Annotated in this window: 11 protein-coding genes; 7 read left to right on the forward strand and 4 right to left on the reverse strand. The window is 73.7% G+C overall.

Annotation, left to right across the window (positions count from 1 at the left end; translation table 11 throughout):
* Nucleotides 1-84: 84 nt before the first annotated feature.
* The 5 genes from OG707_RS10890 to OG707_RS10910 are packed head-to-tail and all read left to right on the forward strand — an operon-like array spanning nt 85 to nt 12,127.
* On the forward strand, nt 85-984 hold the full coding sequence (locus tag OG707_RS10890) for a DUF4132 domain-containing protein (protein WP_329116911.1): 900 nt from the start codon (nt 85-87) through the stop codon (nt 982-984).
* Nucleotides 981-5,828 (forward strand): hypothetical protein, encoded by a 4,848-nt coding sequence (locus OG707_RS10895; RefSeq protein WP_329116913.1) that lies wholly within the window; start codon nt 981-983, stop codon nt 5,826-5,828. Before OG707_RS10890 ends, OG707_RS10895 begins: the two co-directional genes overlap by 4 nt.
* Entirely contained in the window at nt 5,825-6,973 is a 1,149-nt protein-coding gene (locus OG707_RS10900; RefSeq protein WP_329116914.1) for an AAA family ATPase, read from the forward strand. Before OG707_RS10895 ends, OG707_RS10900 begins: the two co-directional genes overlap by 4 nt.
* Complete coding sequence (locus OG707_RS10905; protein ID WP_329116916.1) at nt 6,960-10,442, forward strand: DUF5682 family protein; 3,483 nt, start codon at nt 6,960-6,962, stop codon at nt 10,440-10,442. Before OG707_RS10900 ends, OG707_RS10905 begins: the two co-directional genes overlap by 14 nt.
* Nucleotides 10,439-12,127 carry a hypothetical protein gene (locus OG707_RS10910; protein WP_329116918.1) on the forward strand — a complete coding sequence of 563 codons (1,689 nt, stop codon included), beginning with the start codon at nt 10,439-10,441 and terminating at the stop codon, nt 12,125-12,127. Before OG707_RS10905 ends, OG707_RS10910 begins: the two co-directional genes overlap by 4 nt.
* Here OG707_RS10910 and OG707_RS10915 read toward each other — a convergent pair.
* Nucleotides 12,105-12,887 carry an isocitrate lyase/PEP mutase family protein gene (locus OG707_RS10915; protein WP_329116920.1) on the reverse strand — a complete coding sequence of 261 codons (783 nt, stop codon included), beginning with the start codon at nt 12,885-12,887 and terminating at the stop codon, nt 12,105-12,107. The two genes, OG707_RS10910 and OG707_RS10915, sit on opposite strands and share 23 nt — an antisense overlap.
* On the reverse strand, nt 12,884-14,116 hold the full coding sequence (locus OG707_RS10920; protein ID WP_329116922.1) for a hypothetical protein: 1,233 nt from the start codon (nt 14,114-14,116) through the stop codon (nt 12,884-12,886). The genes OG707_RS10915 and OG707_RS10920 overlap by 4 nt, the downstream gene beginning before the upstream one ends.
* A gap of 178 nt (nt 14,117-14,294) precedes the next feature.
* On the opposite strand from OG707_RS10920, the gene OG707_RS10925 reads away from it, so the two are divergent.
* Both OG707_RS10925 and OG707_RS10930 read left to right on the forward strand, forming a co-directional pair.
* Nucleotides 14,295-14,903 carry a SanA/YdcF family protein gene (locus OG707_RS10925; protein WP_329127722.1) on the forward strand — a complete coding sequence of 203 codons (609 nt, stop codon included), beginning with the start codon at nt 14,295-14,297 and terminating at the stop codon, nt 14,901-14,903.
* A gap of 80 nt (nt 14,904-14,983) precedes the next feature.
* The gene (locus OG707_RS10930; RefSeq protein ID WP_329116925.1) at nt 14,984-17,107 is read left to right on the forward strand and encodes a molybdopterin oxidoreductase family protein; all 2,124 of its coding nucleotides are present in this window, start codon (nt 14,984-14,986) and stop codon (nt 17,105-17,107) included.
* Here the strand turns inward: OG707_RS10930 and OG707_RS10935 are convergent.
* Together OG707_RS10935 and cutA are read right to left on the reverse strand one after the other, a co-directional pair.
* Entirely contained in the window at nt 17,016-17,426 is a 411-nt protein-coding gene (locus OG707_RS10935) for a gamma-glutamylcyclotransferase family protein (RefSeq protein ID WP_329127724.1), read from the reverse strand. The two genes, OG707_RS10930 and OG707_RS10935, sit on opposite strands and share 92 nt — an antisense overlap.
* Nucleotides 17,426-17,752 carry a divalent-cation tolerance protein CutA gene (gene cutA / locus OG707_RS10940; RefSeq protein WP_329127725.1) on the reverse strand — a complete coding sequence of 109 codons (327 nt, stop codon included), beginning with the start codon at nt 17,750-17,752 and terminating at the stop codon, nt 17,426-17,428. The genes OG707_RS10935 and cutA overlap by 1 nt, the downstream gene beginning before the upstream one ends.
* Nucleotides 17,753-17,779 lie beyond the last annotated feature (27 nt).

Below are 17,779 nucleotides of genomic sequence, written 5' to 3' on the forward strand. Positions count from 1 at the left end.
TGTCAGTGCCCTCACTTACGGTGATCGGCAACTGAAGTTGATGTTCGGGGAGAGCATCGGCCAATCCGGGGAGGGAGCTCTGCCATGGGCTGGATCGAGACGGCGACGGGCGGATATTCCGTCGGCCTGGACGGCACGAAAGTGCTGTGCAGGAACGCGGCGGGCCGTGCGCTGAAGCAGGTGCCCGCCAAGCTCCGCGACGACGCGGAGGTGGTGCGGCTGCGGCAGGTGGCGCAGTGGCTGGAGCGGCACGCACGGGAGTGCCGCGAGCAGGTGGACACCTGGCTGGTGCGGTCGCTGCCGGTGCCGGCCGCGCTGCTGGCGCGGGTCTGGCCGGATCCCGCCTGGCAGGAGGCGCTGCGGGATCTGGTGGTGGCGCCGGTGGGCGCGGACGGTGACGCCGACTTCGCGCGTGCCGGGTTCCTGCGGGACGCGGATCCGGATCCGAGCCGGGGGCTGGGCGTGGTCGACCTCGACGGGGACTCGGTACGGCTGACGGAGGAGTCCGTGCTGATCCCCCATCCCGTGCTGCTGCTCGAAGACCTGGAGGAACTGCGCGAGTTCGCGGCGGAGCTGGGCGTCGAGCAGGGGCTGGAGCAGTTGTTCCGCGAGGTGTGGCCGCGGCCCGCCGACCTCGAAGGGCCGGCCGGTGCCGCGCACGAGTGGGGCGCGTACGCGGGCGGGACGTTCGAGGAGTTGCGTCATGCGACGGGCCGGGCGGTGGCGGCCGGGTACCGGGTGCGCGGTGGATACGCGGTGTGTCCGACGGTCGAGGGCGGCAGGCCTGTGGAGGCCGCGTACTGGGTGGGCGACGACTACCCGGAGGGCGAGGCGTACACCGGCGCTCTGGAGTGGCGGGACGCCGGCGGCAAGCGGCTGACTCTGCGCGAAGTGGGGCCTGTGGCCTGGTCGGAGGGGGCGCGGATGGCTGCGCTGGTGTTCGCGGGGCGTGTGGTCAAGGACGACGAGGGGGAACTGCTGTGAGCGGACTGCTGGAGGCCGGGGCGGTACTGCCGCTCGGCGGCGGTGTGGATGCGGATGCGGGCGATGTGCTGACCGCGCGGGCGTACGGGCATTCCGTACTGGACGGGCGCACGGTGGTGCGGTTGGTGCCCGAGGCTCTGGGGCCGGCGGAGGATCTCTCACTCGAATATCTGGGGTTCGCGGCCGAATCCTCCGCGCTGGTGGGGCGGGTGAAGCGGCAGTCGCTGGGGTTCCCCGCGTGGGCGCTGGTCCATGATCCGGCCAACGGGCACCACGCCCTGGCCGTGGTCAAGGAGATGGAGCGGCTGGCCCGGATGGTGGCGAGCAAGCCGGGGAACGCCAAGGACGGGTTCGACGAGATCGCCGGGCGGCTGGACCGGTCGGTTCCGCAGTTCCTGCCGACGTACTACGAACAGGTGGCACGGCTCTTCCTGGCGGCCGAGTCGGTGCAGCAGGCGTCGGCCTTCTTCGGCAAGGCGCGGGCCGCCGAACAGCGGCATGCGCTGGTGGTCGACGAGGAGCGGCTGCGCGAGGTGTTCCTGGAGTTCGCCGGGGCGGGCGCGTTGAGCGGGAAGGCGCTGCGCGACCATGCGAAGGGCCTGGCGGAGAGGCTGTCGGCGCAGGAGGCGTACGCACAGTTCAGGTCGCTGTCCGTGGAGCGGTGCGCGGCCGGGCTCGCCCCGTACGCGGGCATGCTGGAGGATCTGCGGCGGCTGGCCAGGAAGACCGGTCTCGATGCGCGGGCCGAAGAGCGGGAACTGCTCGCGGAGATCATCCACTCGGGGGCGATGAACCGGGCTGCGGCGAGCTTCTGGACGGCCGCGCTGCCCGCGCTGGCGGAGGTCGCCGGCGCTGAACAGGGAGTCAGGGAACGGCTGCTGGCGCTCTTCCCGTCGGCGGGCGGGGACAGTCCTGAGGTCTTCGACGCGGCGTGGCTGGGCCTGCTCGACAGGTGCGGGGCGATCGGGCTGCTGGAGGACGGGACGGTGCCGGCCGCCGCGTGGCTGGAGGCCTGGGCGAAGCACCGCAAGCGCGGCTGGCGGCAGACGAAGCGGCTCGCCGGGGAACTGTCTCTGGTGGAGCGTCTTTCGGCCCGGCTGATCGCGGACGGGACACCGGTTCAGCTGGTCAGCGGACGTGGCTGGCGTGAGGCTGCCGACCTCGATCTGCTGGACACGGCGCTGGCAGCGGGAGTTCCGGTCGCCGATCCCTCCGCGCGGTCCGCGCGGCTGCAGCTCGACTCCTGGATCCAGGACGACGGGGAGGGACGGCGGGATCTGGTCGCGCTCACGTCCGACCCGCGCTTCGCCGCGCTCATGAAAGAGGCGGTGAAGAACCTCTCGGACGCCAACGGGCAGTGGACCGGGCCCTCGCAGCGGTTGCAGCGCGCCGCCGAGTATCCGGCGCTGCGGGCCGTCATCGCCGCCTGGCTCCGGGACCGCGCCGAGGAGGTGGGGCGGCCGATCGGGCTTCCCGGGCTGCGCAATCTGCTGCGCGATGTGGCGCTGTTCGCGTCTCCTTCCGTACTGGCGACCGCGCCCGCCGCGGTGCGGCGGATCGTCTCCTTCGACCCGGCACCGGTGCTGGGACGGTCACTGCGGGCGGGCGTCTACGACGAGTTGGGCTGGCCCGCGCTCGACGAGGCGCTGAACCGGGTGAGCGCGGCGAGCGGGAAGAAGAACTTCCACGGCGTGGACGCGTGGCCCGCGCTGGGGGTGCGGGCCGGGCTCCAGGTCGCGCTGGCCGGGCCTGCGGAGGTGCTCGACGACCGCGCGCTGAACCTGCCCGCGCCCACCGCGCACCGGGATCCGCTCGTGCGGTACGTGGACGGGCAGTGGCTCACCGCGTCCTGGGCCGACGGGGGGTGGAAGGGCACCTGGTCGGGCAGGCCGGCCGACGTCTTCAAGGTGACGGGTTCACTGCACGGCAGCGGCCGTGTCTCCCTCGCCATGCCCGGCGGAGGCCGCAGTTACGGCGGGCGGCCGGTGCACGCCGGTGACACGTCCTTCGCGGAGCAGCAGCGCGAGATCGCCTTCGACACCATCTCCTACTGGGTGCTGCACGACGGCAGTTGGTACGAGTACGACCCCGAGACCGCGCGACGCGGGCGGGCGTCGGTGCCGGCCTTCTTCGACTCGGCGCTCGTGGGCGCCGGAGCCGGGGTTCGGTTGGCCGAGGCAGGGTGTCGGCTGCTGCCGGTGCAGCCCGGCCTCGAGGACTCGCCGTTCGGGTCGAAGGACGGAATGCTGGGCTGGTCGGTGACGTACGACGAGAACACCGGTACGCACACGGCCTGTTCGGTCGACGGAACGCGCGGCCTGCCCGTCACTGCCGGTATCCCGGTGGCGCCACTCAGGATGCCCGGGAAGTCGGTGCTGCATCCCGTGCGGAGCCACTGGTCGGGTGAGCACATCGAGCTGCGGGACACGGACGGGGTCGTGGTCGCCACCCTGCAGGAGGGTGACCGGGGCAGCACGTACACAGCGGGCTCCCGGTTCGTACCGCCCCTCTGGTACTGGCATGCGCTGCGACCCCGCGACGAACGGGGTTCGGCCGCGCTCCGGTCGGTGAGCGACACGGATGCGGCGGCGCTGCTGGCAGCGGTGGAGGAGGGGCTCACCGCTGCGGAAGCCGTAGCGCGGGTCCTGCCCGCGATCACCGACGAGGCGCTGGTCGCAGGGGTGGCCGGGGTGGTGCAGGAGGCCGTCAGGTGCGCCGAGCGGCTCGGCAGGCTTGCGGAGAAGGCCGTACAGGGGGAGGCCTCGCCGGCCGCTCCGGTCGTGCGGCATGCGACGGACGGGCTGTTGTCCGGATCGCTGAACGCGCTGCTGGACAACAGAGGGGCCCACTACGGGTTCGGGAGTCCCGACTACGCGGCCACCACGGCCGTGGACCAACTGCACGTACTGCGACAGGTGTTGCGGGTTCCGCCGCCGTCCGGCGACGAGACGTTCAGCTTCGGCGCGACGCGTGTCGAATGGCGCGGGCTCGCCGGCGTCGGCCTGGCCGCGGCCGCGCTGCGGGCCGTGCACCCGGTCATGGGCGAGAAGGAGCGGGCGGCGCTGGTCGAGTTCCTCACCGCCGCACTCGACTGCGGTGAGGCCGGGGACTCGGTCCTGGCCGACCCGCGGGGCAGGCTGCGCTCGCTGGTTCTTTCCGCTCCGTCGGGACCCGCCGGGGTCGGTACGGTCCGCCGCGACGGACAGCGGGTCGTACTGATCACCGCGGCCACCTGGAGGCCCGTCTCCGGACAGCACTGGTGTGCCCTGGAGTACGACCCTGCCGGGCAGTTCGGGCCGTGGGAGGGGTGGCAGATCCAGGAGACACAGGTGCACGGTGCGCCGGACGACCCGGTGAGGGCGCCCGCACTGCGCCGGCTGCTGGCCGTGGCCGCCGAGCGCGGACCGGTGCCGTTCCGGCCGGAACAGGTGACGGAGTTCGCCGAGGCGACCGGTGTGGACACCGCCTCCGCGCTGCTGATGCTGCTGGGGCTTCCTGGGCATCACGCGTACGGCCGCAACGATCTGCCCGGAGCCGAGTGGCTGACGCCTCTGGGGCTGAAGGCGACACATGTCGGGACGGCCAGGGAGAGTCTCGGGCAGATGGGCGCCGAGCTCCGGCGCCGGCTCGTCGGCCTGTTGGTGCCCGAAGCGCCCGAGCAGGTCGACGGGCTCTGGGAGCGGGGCTTCGACCTGGGACCGGTGATCGACGGGTGGATCGAGGCACGCGGCAAGCAGCGCCCCGTTCCGCAGGAGTTGCTCGACCGGGCCGTTCGGGAGGGACTGGGGGCGATGGAGTTGCAACTGGCGCTCAACCCGAAGCTGGACGCGCGGCTCTGGGGCCGTACCGTGCAGCGCCTCAAGGACGGCGTGATGGGGGCGGAGGAGCCCGGGAAGCTGCTGGACCTGCGGGGGCTGTCGCGGATCGCCGTCGGACTGCGCTGGCTGGCGTACCGGCTGCCGTACGGCGATCCGCTGCGGGAGGTGCTTCCCGAAACGCTGCGTGCGGTGCGTGAGCGGATGGCCGATCCCGGGCTGCTGTTCCAGATCGACCAGGGCTGGGCGCAGCCGGGGCAGTTGTCGCTCTCGGAGCGGATCCGGGAGGCATGCGCGATGCCCGGGACCGGCGGGGCGAATGCGGAGGGGCTGGTGTCCGCCGGACCTGCGCTGGTGCTCGGGCCGACCCGGTACAGCGGGGAGTACGGGCGGGAGACCGTCTGGCTGCGGCCGGCCGCGCTGCTGGAGGACGGGGTGGTGGATCACTCTGCCGTGAAGCTGGTGCTGGCGGCGAGTGAGCAGTTGGTGGGGCTGCGGGCGGTGCGGGCGCTGCTGGGAGAGCGGTTCGCGGAGCTGGTCGGTGCCGGTGGTGCGGAGGGATCCGTGAGTGCGCCTCAGGACCCGGGGGTGTCCGTTCCGGGTCTGGTGAGTGAGGCCGCGGCCCGGTTCGGTCTCTCGGACGATGCGGCCACGCTCTATCTGATGCTGCTCGCGCTTCCCGATCCGACCGACCGCAACCAGGCGTTGTGGACGGGCTGGAAGCCGGCCCGGCTGAAGAAGGCCCGGGCCGAACTGGCCGCCACCGAGCTGGTGGTGGAGGCCAAGCGGTCGCGTGCGGGGCGTTCGCTGTTCCTGCCCGGCGGCTGGGTGGAGGTCAAGTCGCCCCGTCTGCCGTGGGAGTCCTGGAAGTCGGAGCTGCTGCCGGCCCGGGGCGAGGGCGTGTTCGTCGTACCGGACTGTCCGGTGGCGGTGCTGTACGCGCGGGCGTGGCAGCGCGTCGTGGAGGGTGATGTGCCGGGGTTCGAGGAGTTCACCGGCCGCGAGAGCCGTAGGGGAGGCAGGCGATGACGGGTTCCGTAGGGGCTGTGCAGGACCGGCAGGTCGCGCTGCCCGAGGACCGGTATGCGCGGGAGCTGGCGTTTCTCGCCGCGTACGACGAAGGGGCGAGGCCTCCGGGGTGGCGGCTGACGCCGCGTGCGGTGGTCACCTTCGTCTGCGGTTCCGGTGATGAGGTGCTGCGGGCGTCGGACGGTCAACAGACGGTCGTCGCACGGAAGTTCGTGGGCGACCGGGCTCTGGTCGAGCGGTGTGTGGTCACGTTGGCGGGCGATCGGGGGCTGCTGCTGGTCGGGGAGCCCGGCACCGCCAAATCGATGCTCTCCGAGCTCCTGTCCGCCGCCGTGTGCGGAACGAGCACGCTCACCGTGCAGGGCACGGCGGGCACCACCGAGGACCAGCTCCGGTACGGCTGGAACTACGCGATGCTGCTGGCCAAGGGCCCGAGTCGGCAGGCTCTGGTCCCGTCTCCGGTGCTGACGGCGATGACGCGCGGCGCGGTCGCGCGCATCGAGGAGGTCACGCGGTGTCTGCCCGAGGTCCAGGACGCCCTGGTGTCGCTGCTGTCCGAGCGGCGGATGTCCGTACCCGAACTGGCCGGTGGGGAGGACGGGGACGGGACGGTGCACGCCGTGCCCGGGTTCACGCTGATCGCCACGGCCAACCTCCGGGACAAGGGTGTCTCCGAGATGTCCGCCGCACTCAAGCGCCGCTTCAACTTCGAGACGGTCGGCCCGATCGGTGACCTCGACGCGGAGACGGCCCTGGTGCGAAGCCAGGCGACGGCCGCGCTGGCACGTTCCGGGGCCGAGTTCGCCGTGGACGACACCGTGCTGCAGGCGCTGGTGACCGCGTTCCGGGATCTGCGGACCGGGCGCAGCGCGGAAGGCTGGGAGATCGAGCGGCCCTCGACGGTGATGTCCACGGCGGAAGCGGTGCAGGTCGCCTCGGCCATGGGGATCGGCGCCGCATATCTGGGCACGGGCCGGGATGTCGTACGGAGCCTGCCCGGCCATCTGCTCGGGACCGTACGGAAGGACGACCCGGCCGATCACGCACGGCTGTTGGGGTACTGGGACGGGCCCGTGCGGCGGCGGGCGGAGGGCGGGGCTCCGCTCTGGCGCACGCTGTGGGAGCTGCGTGATGAGCTCGCCTGAGGAGGCTGTCGAGGAGCTGGCGGGGTGCCGCGCCCCGTTCCTGATCGGGGTGCGGCACCACTCCCCCGCGCTGGCCGCAGCCCTGCCCGCGATGCTCGACCGGGCCGGTCCCGACGTTCTGCTGGTGGAGCTGCCGGAGGAGTTCACACCGTGGCTGGAGCATCTGGGCGATCCGGCAACGGTGCCGCCAGTGGCGCTGGCGGGCAGCGGGGGTGCGGGCGACGGTGGTCCGGTCTTCCTGCCGTTCGCCGAGTTCTCCCCGGAGTTGGCGGCGATCCGCTGGGCGCGCGCGGCAGGGGTGCCGGTGGTGGCGTTCGACCTGCCGCTGGCCGCGCGGGCGGCGGATTCCGGGGATCGGGCAGGGTCTCGGGACCCGGGCTCGGCGGGGGCGCTCGCGGCAGCGCTGAGGGCGCGGACCGGTGGCCGGCCCGGTGACGATCTGTGGGACCGGCTCGTGGAGGCCACGGCGCCCGGCTCGACGCCCGAGGCTCTCCGGCGGGCGGCGCTGCTGGTGGGATGGGCGCTGCGCGGGGACACGGGCGAGGTGGATCCGTACGACCTGCGGCGCGAGGAGAACATGCGGCGCAGGCTGGCGTCGTACGCGGGCCGGCGTACAGCGGCGGTGATCGGCGCGTTCCACGCCCCGGCCCTGATGTCTCCGTACGAGAGCGGCGTTTCGGCCGGTGGCCCGGCGGAGTCCGTGGCCGACTCCGCGGACGTCGTCACCTCGCTCGTGCCGTACGCGTATCCGCTGCTCGACGCGCGGTCCGGGTATCCCGCCGGGATCCGCGATCCGGAGTGGCAGCACGGGGTGTTCCTCGCAGGGGGCGATCCGGCGCGACTCGACGATCTGCTGACCGACACCGCCGTACGTATATGTGCTGCCGTACGGGATGCCGGGCACCCCAGCGGGCCCGCCGATGCACGCGAAGTGGTGCGAGTCGCACGGGATCTGGCCACCTTGCGGGGGCTGCCGGCCGCCGGGCGCGGCGAGTTGGTCGAGGCCGTGCAGACCGTGCTCACGCAGGGGCAACTCCTCGGGCGGGGGCGTGTGGTGGCCTCGGCCATGGAGCAGGTGCTCGTCGGGTGGCGGCAGGGCCGGCTCGCGCCCGGGACACCGCGCTCCGGGCTCGGCCCGTGCGTCGAAGCACTGACCGGGGAGCTGTCGCTGCCGGGACCGGACTCCCCCGCCCGGCGTGAACTGCGCCTCGACGTCCTGAGGTCCGATCTGGACCGGCGCCGGGAGATCATGCTGCGTCGGCTGGCCGCCTGCCGGATCCCGTACGGCCAGGAGACCGAGGTCGCGGGGGTCGGCGATGCCGCCGCCCTCACCACCCGATGGGCCGTGGCCTGGTCCCCCGCGACCGCCGCGATCCTCGATGCCGCGGGAACCCACGGAGTGACCCTGGAGCAGGCCGCTGCCGGAATGCTGCGGCAGCGGCGCGCCACAGAGCAGCGGGAGGGCGGGCCGACCGCCGCCCAGATACTGGCCGGCCTAAAGGAGGCCGCCCACTGCGGGCTGCCCGTGCTCGCTGGGGAGCGGCTGACGGAGACGGCCGAGATACTGCCCGCGGTCGGCTCGCTTCCCGAACTGCTCGCGGGTCTCGGCCTGTTGGACAGGATCGCCGCCGGCCATCTGCCCGGGCTGCCTGCCGACTGGTCGGCCGACGCCGTCACCGCGGCGTACGAGGAGGTGGCCGCGGCGGGGGTCCGTGCGCTGGACGGGCTGACGGGTTCCACCGAGCCGGAGGACGCCCGTGCGCTCGTCACGCTCGCCACGCAGGCCGGCGCCGCGGGCGGAGGCCTGCGTCTCGCGGACGCCCTGGCCAGGCTGGACGCGGCGGCGACCCCGTTGATCCAGGGCGCGGCGGGCGCGGCGCGGGTCCTCCTCGGACAGCGGGACGCCGGAGGCTTCGGGACCCGGATGGCATCCCGTACGGACGGGGCGACCACGCCCGAACTCCGCGCCGACCTGGCCGCGTTCCTGCGCGGTGCGCTGCTGGCCGCAGGCCCCCTGCTGGAGGTCGGCCAGGCGCTGGACCCCCTCATCGAACGGGTCGAGTCACTGCCCGACCGCCCTTTCATGGACCGGCTGCCCGCACTGCGCTCCGGTTTCGAAGCGCTGTCACCGGCCGCCAGGGCCCGGCTGCTGGCGGCAGTGGAGGACCGTACGGGAGTCGCCGCGGGCGTGCTCCCTTCCGCAGTGCAGGACCCGGCCGTCCTGGCTCTCCTCGCCGAGGCCGACCTGGCGGGACGTGAGGCGCTGGCAGCAAGGGAGTTGGAGGTCGGCGCCACCTGGTCCGATACGGCCCCCGTGCTGCCCGGCACCGTCCCCGTACGGGTGACCGGCCACGCCCTCACCGCCGCCGAGCGGTGGCGGCTGCTGCTGGGACGGGGGCAGGAGCTGACCGGGTCCGCGCGCCGGATCGCGGGCGCGCTCGACGAGTTGTACGGAAGCGGGCACGGCGAGGGTTCGCGCGGCGGGGACGGCGGGGGCTCCGGTGGTGGGTCCGAGGCGTCGTACCCCGATGTGCGTTCCTGGTCGGAGGAGCTGACGGCGCTCTTCGGGCCCGGGGTGCGCGAGGAAGTGCTGGCCGCCGCAGCCGACGCGGGGCGGCTCGACGCGGCGCTGGAGCTGGACCCGGCCTCGGCCCGCCCCTCCGTGGACCTGCTGCGGACGGTGTTGTCGTACGCGGGCGGAATGCCCGAGCGGCAACTGGCCCGGCTGCGACCGCTGGTGGCGCGTCTCGTACGGGAACTGACCGAGGCCCTCGCCAACAGGATGCGGCCCGCGCTCACCGGCCTGTCCCACCCGCGCCCCACCCGCCGCCCCGGCGGGCAGCTGGACCTGGCGCGCACCCTGCGGGCCAACCTCGCCACGGCGCGCCGGGATCCGGAGTCCGGCGCGGTGACGGTGCTGCCCGAGCGGCCGGTGTTCCGTACGAAGGCGCGCAGGTCGGCCGACTGGCGCCTGGTGCTCGTCGTCGATGTGTCCGGGTCCATGGAGGCCTCGACGGTCTGGGCGGCGCTCACCGCCGCCGTGCTGGCCGGAGTCCCGGCCCTCAGCACGCACTTCGTCGCCTTCTCCACCGAGGTCCTCGACCTCACGGACCGGGTCGACGACCCACTCGGCCTGCTGCTCGAAGTGCGCGTCGGCGGGGGTACGAACATCGCGCGCGGGCTGCGCCATGCCCGCGCGCTCGTGACCGTGCCCTCCCGCACGCTGGTCGTGCTGGTCAGCGACTTCGAGGAGGGCGGTCCGGTCGCGCCGCTGCTCGGCGAGGTCCGCGCACTGGTCGACTCGGGCTGCCATGTCCTGGGCTGTGCGTCGCTCGACGATGCCGGCCGGCCACGCTACTCGACGGGCGTGGCGGGTCAGTTGGTCGCCGCCGGAATGCCGGTCGCCGCTCTCAGCCCCTTGGAACTGGCCCGCTGGGTCGGCGAGCGCGTAGGAGGTACGCACCGATGACCGCACTCCCGCCGGTGACCGCCGAGGTGGCGGCCGCCGCACTCGACCTGCTGCCAGCCCGGCTGCGCAAACGCGTGGACGGGGCGGTGGCCAAGGCTGCCGGTTGGCCGGTGGAGGTCACACCGGACGGGGTGGTGGTGCGGGCGGCGGAGGACACCGCGGTGACGCTGAAGGTGACGGGGACGGGGGTCGTCATGCATGCGGACGACGCCGTCTGTTCCTGCCTGCTGGCCCCGGCATGCCTGCACCGTGCTGCGGTGCTGTCGCGTGCGCCCCTGGCCGAGGCGGCCTCCGAGCCGCCGGCCTCCGAGCCGCCGGAGCCCGCGGCGGTGGACGAGGAGCAGGGACCTGGCCGGATTCCGGACCAGGACCCCTCCGCCGACTGGCCCGCTGCGGCGGCCCGGTCCCTGTGGGAGGCCGGAGTCGCCGTACTGGCGGCGGGAGTTGCGGGCAGTGGGGCGGTACACCGCAGCCGGCTCCTGCACGCCTCGCACTCCGCACGCCTCGCAGGGCTCCACCGGCCATCGGCGACGGCGGTGCGTGTCGCGCGCCGGCTCGGCGAGGCGCGCGGCGACGACCCCGCGTTCCGGCTCGGCGAACTGGTCGCGGATCTGGCCGAGTTGCTCGAATCCACCCGTCTCCCGAACCGCACCGCGCTCACCCCCGCGCGCCGCAGCTACACGCCGGCCGGACCCCTGCGCCTCTACGGCCTGTTCACCGAGCCTGTCGTGACCGCGTCCGGCTACGCGGGAGCCACCACGTACGCGCTCGCCCCGGACGGCTCCCTCCGTACGATCTCCGACATCGCCCCCGGTGCCGCCGACCGTGCCGCGCAGGCGGCCAACTCCCGTGTCCCCGGGGGTGCCGCGCTCTCCCTGCGCGAGCTGGGTGACGGCGGCGGGCTGATCCTCACCTCGCCCACGGTCTCCGCGGACGGCCGGATCGGCGGCGGAAGCGAGGTTCGTTCCGTTCGCGCGCAGGGTGCCCAGTGGCACGAAGCGCCGCTCGACACGCTGTGGGAGCAGCCGCCCGCAGCGCAACTCGACGCCCCCTCGGGGCTGCTCTTCCTCGCCGGCACCCTCACCACCGACGGCACCTTCGCCGCCGACGGGGGGCCCACCCTCCGCCTGGCGGCACCGGACGAGCGGCTCGAGCTCCCGTACGCGGAGAACCTGCGCCTCCTCACCGCGCGCCCGGGCCTGACCTTGCGCATCATCGGCCGGGTCCGGTCCGAGCACCCGGGCTCGATCGCCGTCCTGGCCGCCGTCTGGCCGGGGCCCGACGGCGTCCCCGTACGCGCCGACCTCGGCCTGCGCCGCCTCAACCGCACGCACCTGCCGCCCCTCGCACCCGTCACGGCGGTGCCGCACCCCTCCCCGGCCGAACTCCCCGTCGCACTGGACCTGTTGCGCCGGACCGTCGACCGTACGGTGGCGGGCGGCCGCCCCGTCGCGGCGTGGGCGGCCGCGGACGGCGACCTGCCGCACCGGCTCAGGGCGGCGGGCCTGACCACCGGGGCGGACTGCGCCCGGGCGCTCGCCGACGCGGCGGCGGACCGCAGGCACGACGCACTCGGAAGGCTGCTCCCCGGCGACCCGGACGCCTTCGCCCGGGCCTGGCTCGCCGCCTCCGTCTATGCCAGGACGGCGACCAGGTCGCTGCTCACGGCGTCGTACCGGAGCTGAGCCGCTGCACCTCCGCGTACGTCACCGTGCCCGGCTCCGCCGGCCTGCCCGCCCTGATGTCCTTCGCCACCCCGACCGCCGCGCCGAGTGCCGCGCGGAAGAGCAGGGAGCCGAGGCTCACCCGGCTCACGCCCAGGGCGGCGAGCTCGGGCACGGTGGGGCCGGTGGCCGAGTAGAGGATGTTCAGGGGGACGTCGAGGTGCTTGAGCAGGGCCGTGATCGTCCCCGGGTCGCTCAGTGCGGGGACGAACACGCCGTCTGCGCCCGCCTGTTGGTAGGCCGCAAGACGGTGCTCGGTCTCCTGCTGCCTGTCGCCGCCCAGCCAGTAGGTGTCCGTACGGGCATTGACGAAGATCCCCGGCACGGCCTCCTTCACCGCCGCGATCTTCGCCGCGTGCAGGTCCGCAGGGGTGAGCGTGCCGTCTCCCCTGCCGTCCTCCAGGTTGATGCCGACCGCGCCCGCGTCCGCCAACTCCCGTACGAAATCCGCCACTTCATCCGGGTCGTCGCTGAAGCCGCCCTCCGCGTCCACCGTCAGCAGGAAGCCGGATCCGCCCAGTCGGTGTGCGAGCAGCAGCGTCTCCTCGCGGGTCGCTCCCGTGCCGTCGGGGAGGCCCGCCGCCGCGGCCACGCCCAGGCTGGTGGTGCCGATCGCCTCGAAGCCCTCGGCCGCGAGAGCCGTCGCGGAGGCGTGGTCCCAGGCGTTGGGGAGCAGGAGCGGGGTGCCGGGGCGGTGGTGGAGTGCGGTGAAGTCGTTCATGGGGTCTGCTCCTTGGCGGGGGTGAGGTCTCCTACGGCGTCGGCGTAGTACACCGAACCTTGCAGATGGGTGGCGATCTCCCGGAACGTCCAGCCCGTCCCCGGCGAGTCGTCCAACTGGCCGGCCGTGAGGGCGTCGAGGCGGTTCGACCAGATCCTGGCCAGCCGGTTCAGTCTGCTGTGCGCCTCGTCGAGGTCTTCCCGTGTGAACGGCGCCAGGTCGGCCGGGGTCGTGGTCGCCGAGGCGTGCCAGTGGTCGGGCTGCGGTTCCTCGCCCGCGAGGCGTGCCTCCAGTTCCGCAAGGTGGTCGACGAGGTGGTCGGCCACCCGGCGGATCGCCTTGTGCGGGGTGTAGACGCGGTCGTCGACGGCGCGCGGGCTGCCGTCCCAGTGTGTCCAGGTCGACGCGAGGCGCAGTACGTGCGCGACCAGGGCCGTGATCCCGTCCGCCAACTCCCGCCCCGGCGGCCTGCGTTCGAGGATCCCCGCCGCCAGCGCCAGTGCGTGCTCCCGGCCGGGGCAGACCCGGGGCTCGGCGCCGAAGGTGAGGTGGTCGGCCGCCTCCGGGTCGCGGTTGGCCGCCGCGATGTCGAGCAGCACCAGGTCGCCCTCGGCGACGGCGACCCCGCCGACCCGTGTCGCGGCCGCGGCGGTCCTGCGCATGACCCGTACCGGCGGGTCGTACCGGAGCGTGTCCGTCAGCCGCGCCTCGACGGACTCCCCGGGCCCCCCAGCGCGCGCCCGCGCCTTCTCCACCAGCCCGCCGGTCGCGTCACACGCCTGTACGAGCAGACCGATCCGGTGGGCGGCGGCCTCCGGCTCCGGACCGCACCGCTCCACCAGCCGCGCCACCGCCGCGTCCTCGACGGCTCCGCCCCCACCGAAGTACGCCCCGGCCACGACCCCGACGTCCCGGGCGACCGCGTCCGGCTCCCCGATCCCCATCGCCTCCGCCAGCGCGCGGACCACCGCCGTCCGCGCGTCCCCCTCCCCCACCGTCTTCCGCAGCCCCGCCGGATCCAGCCGCGCCAGCTCCGCCTCCACCCGTGCCCGCCGCCGCGCATGCTCCTCGCCCGCACTGAACCGCGCGACGGAGGCGCGCAGCCAGGCCACCGTCCCCACCGGCCCCGGATCAGCGGGGATCGGGACCAGGTGAGGGTCGGCGAGGGCGGATCGCACTTCGGCGTACCGGGCGAACTCGTGCTCGTGCTCGTGCGTGGTCGGCGTCATGCCCCGCACGCTAGGCCCGGAATGCTTCGGTCCCCGCCGAACTGTCCCGGTGCGCAACCGCAGCACCGCCCCACGCGTCCGATCACTCAGAAGACATCACACCCGGTTGGAGACATCTGTGCGCAGACCACACCTGCCGAGGACGCAGCGCGGAAAGCGCCGCGCCGTCCAGGGCGTCATGGTCGCCTGCGTCCTCGCGCTGACCCCCGCCACCTGGATGCAGGCGACGGCCTCCGACCGGATCCGTACGACCGCCGATGTGCCCGCGACCGACGTTGCCGTCGTCTTCGGCGCCGGTCTCTGGGACGGGGAGCCCTCGCCGTACCTCGCCCACCGCCTCGACGCGGCCGCCGAGCTGTACGCGGCGGGCAAGGTGAAGGTCGTGCTGGTCACCGGCGACAACAGCCGCGAGGACTACGACGAGCCCGACGCCATGCGCACCTATCTCGCCCAGCACGGCGTCCCCACGAAGAAGGTCGTAACCGACTACGCGGGCTTCGACACCTGGGACTCCTGCGTACGCGTCAAGAAGATCTTCGGCGTCGACCGGGCCGTCCTCGTCAGCCAGGGCTTCCACATCCGCCGCGCCATCGCCCTCTGCCAGGCCGCAGGGGTCACCTCGTACGGGATCGGGGTCGACGACAAGCACGACGTGACCTGGTACGCGGGCGGGGCTCGCGAGGTGCTCGCCGCCGGGAAGGCCGCCATGGACGCGGTGTTCAAGCCGGACCCGACGTTTCTCGGCCCGAAGGAGAACGGGGTGCGGCTCGCCCTCACCGCACGGTAGGGGCCGGGCTGAGGTGCGCGTACCGGTGGCGTAATGCGGTGCGCCCGGCTCCGTAACACGGCCGTCGCACGGTGGGGGGCATGACCGACACCACCACCCCGACCCACTGCCCCTACTGCGCCCTGCAGTGCGGGATGAACCTCAAGGCCGTGCCCGCCGGGGGCGTCGAAGTGGTGGAGCGGCCGGACTTCCCGGTCAATCGGGGCGCTTTGTGCGGAAAGGGGCGTACGGCACCCGAGGTGCTCTCCTCCAGTGTCCGCCTCACCGAGCCGCTCGTCCGCCGTGACGGCGTCCTCACCCCCGCCTCCTGGGAGGAGGCCGTCAGTACGGTCGCGGCCGCGCTGCGCGGGACGCGACGCGAGTACGGGGCCGACGCGGTGGGGGTCTTCGGCGGCGGGGGGCTCACCAACGAGAAGGCGTACACGCTGGGCAAGTTCGCCCGCGTCGCGCTCGGCACCTCGCAGATCGACTACAACGGGCGCTTCTGCATGTCGTCGGCCGCCGCCGCCCACCAGCGGGCCTTCGGGCTCGACCGCGGGCTGCCCTTCCCCGTGGAGGACATCGAGCACAGCGGCTGCGTCATCCTCGTCGGGTCCAATCCCGCCGAGACGATGCCGCCCGCACTGCGCTTCTTCACCCGGCTCAGGGAGAACGGCGGGAAGCTGATCGTCGTCGACCCGCGCCGCACCCGCACCGCCGACCAGGCCGATCTGCACCTCTCGCCCCGCCCCGGGACCGATCTCGCCCTGGCACTCGGCCTGTTGCACCTGGTGATCGCGGAAGGCCGTACGGACGAGGATTTCATCGCGGAACGCACCACCGGCTGGGAGGAGGCGCGGGCCGCCGCCATGGCGCACTGGCCCGAGCAGGTGGAGCGCATCACCGGAGTCCCGGTGCCCCAACTGCGGGCTGCGGCACGGATGTTCTGCGACGCCGGGAGCGGCATGGTGCTCACGGCGCGCGGACCCGAGCAGCAGTCCAAGGGGGTGGACACGGTCGGCGCCTGGATCAACCTCTGCCTCGCCACGGGGCGCGCCGGCCGGCCCCACTCCGGATACGGCTGCCTCACCGGCCAGGGCAACGGGCAGGGCGGCCGCGAACACGGCCAGAAGGCCGACCAGTTGCCCGGCTACCGCAAGATCGACGACCCGGCCGCCCGCCGCCATGTGGCCGAGGTCTGGGGCGTCGACCCCGACTCGCTCCCCGGCCCGGGACGCAGCGCCTACGAACTGCTCGACGCGCTCGGCGGCGACATCAGGACGCTCCTCGTCATGGGTTCCAACCCGGTCGTCTCCGCTCCCCGCGCCGGCCACATCGAACAGCGGCTGCGCTCCCTGGACTTCCTGGCCGTCGCGGACGTCGTCCTCTCCGAGACGGCCGCGCTTGCCGACGTCGTCCTGCCCGTGACGCAGTGGGCGGAGGAGACCGGGACCACGACCAATCTGGAGGGCCGGGTGCTGCTGCGGAAGCAGGCGCTGAGTGCTCCGGAAGGCGTACGGAGTGATCTCGAAGTCCTGCACGAGCTGGCCGCGGCCCTCGGCCACGCGAAGGGGTTCCCGTCCGAACCGGCCGAAGTCTTCGAGGAGTTGAGGCGCGCGTCGGCGGGCGGGGCCGCAGACTACTCCGGAATCACATATGCCCGCATCGAGGCGGAGGACGGCGTCTTCTGGCCGTGCCCGGACCCCGCACACCCCGGGACGCCCCGCCTCTTCCTGGACCGTTTCGCGACCCCGGACGGCCGCGCCCGCTTCGTCCCCGTCAGCCACCGGCCCGCGGCGGAGGAGACGGACGCGGAGTACCCGCTGCTGCTGACGACGGGCCGGGTCGCGTCCCAGTACCAGTCCGGCGCCCAGACCCGCCGCGTGCCCGCGCTCAACGCCGCGGCCCCCGGCCCCTTCGTCGAACTCCACCCCCGCCTCGCGGAGCGCCTCGGAGTCGCGGACGGCGACGCCCTCGCCGTCACCTCGCGGCGGGGCCGGGCCGTCGCGCCCGCGCGGGTCACCGAGACGATCCGCCCCGACACGGTCTTCATGCCGTTCCACTGGCCGGGCGAGGGCCGCGCCAACACCCTCACCAACCCGGCGCTGGACCCGACGTCGCGCATGCCGGAGTTCAAGGTCTGCGCGGTACGCGTCGAGCCCGCCAGTCCCCGCCCGGCACCGGACGCCCGCCCGACCGCAGACGCCGGGCCGCGGCGCCCGTGATCACGTACACCCAGGCGCGCACCGGGGTGCCGTCGGGGCGCAGGGCTTCGCGGGCCACGCGGGCGTACTCGTCCTCCAACTGGTCGAGTTCGCCGAGGAGTTGGGGGTACGCGGCCGGCTCGGCGGTGACCAGCTCCCCCTGGGCCGTCGCGCCCGGCTCCTCGACCGCGTACGGGTAGCCGGGGCCCTCGTACAGCACCAGTCCCGGCAGGGTCGCGGGCTCCTCCGACGCCGTGCGGCCGCGGAGGAACAGGTCGTGGTTGAGGCCGCCGGGGCGCAGGGTTCCGTACACGAAGAAGGGGAGTTGCTGCTCCGGCATCAGGCTCGCGTCTCGTCCGTCAGCCACGCCAGATACTCCGCGCTGCCGCCCACCACGGGTGTGGCGATGATCTCCGGCGTCTCGTAGTCGTGCGCCGACGCGAGGTGGGACTCCAGGGCGTCGTAGCGGTCGGCCGCCGTCTTCAGCAGCACCTGCCACTCCTCGGCGGTCTCGATCGCGCCCTGCCACCGGTAGACCGAGGTCACCGGGCCCGAGATCTGCGCGCAGGCCGCCAGCCGCGCCTCCACCGCGCCCGAGGCGAGGGCTTTCGCCTTCGCCTCGGTGTCGGTCGTGGTCAGTACGGTCAGCCACCGCGCATCGGTCATCTGCGTCATACGGTGATTGTCGCGCGC

It is taken from the genome of Streptomyces sp. NBC_01465, from assembly GCF_036227325.1.
GTDB lineage: Bacteria > Actinomycetota > Actinomycetes > Streptomycetales > Streptomycetaceae > Streptomyces.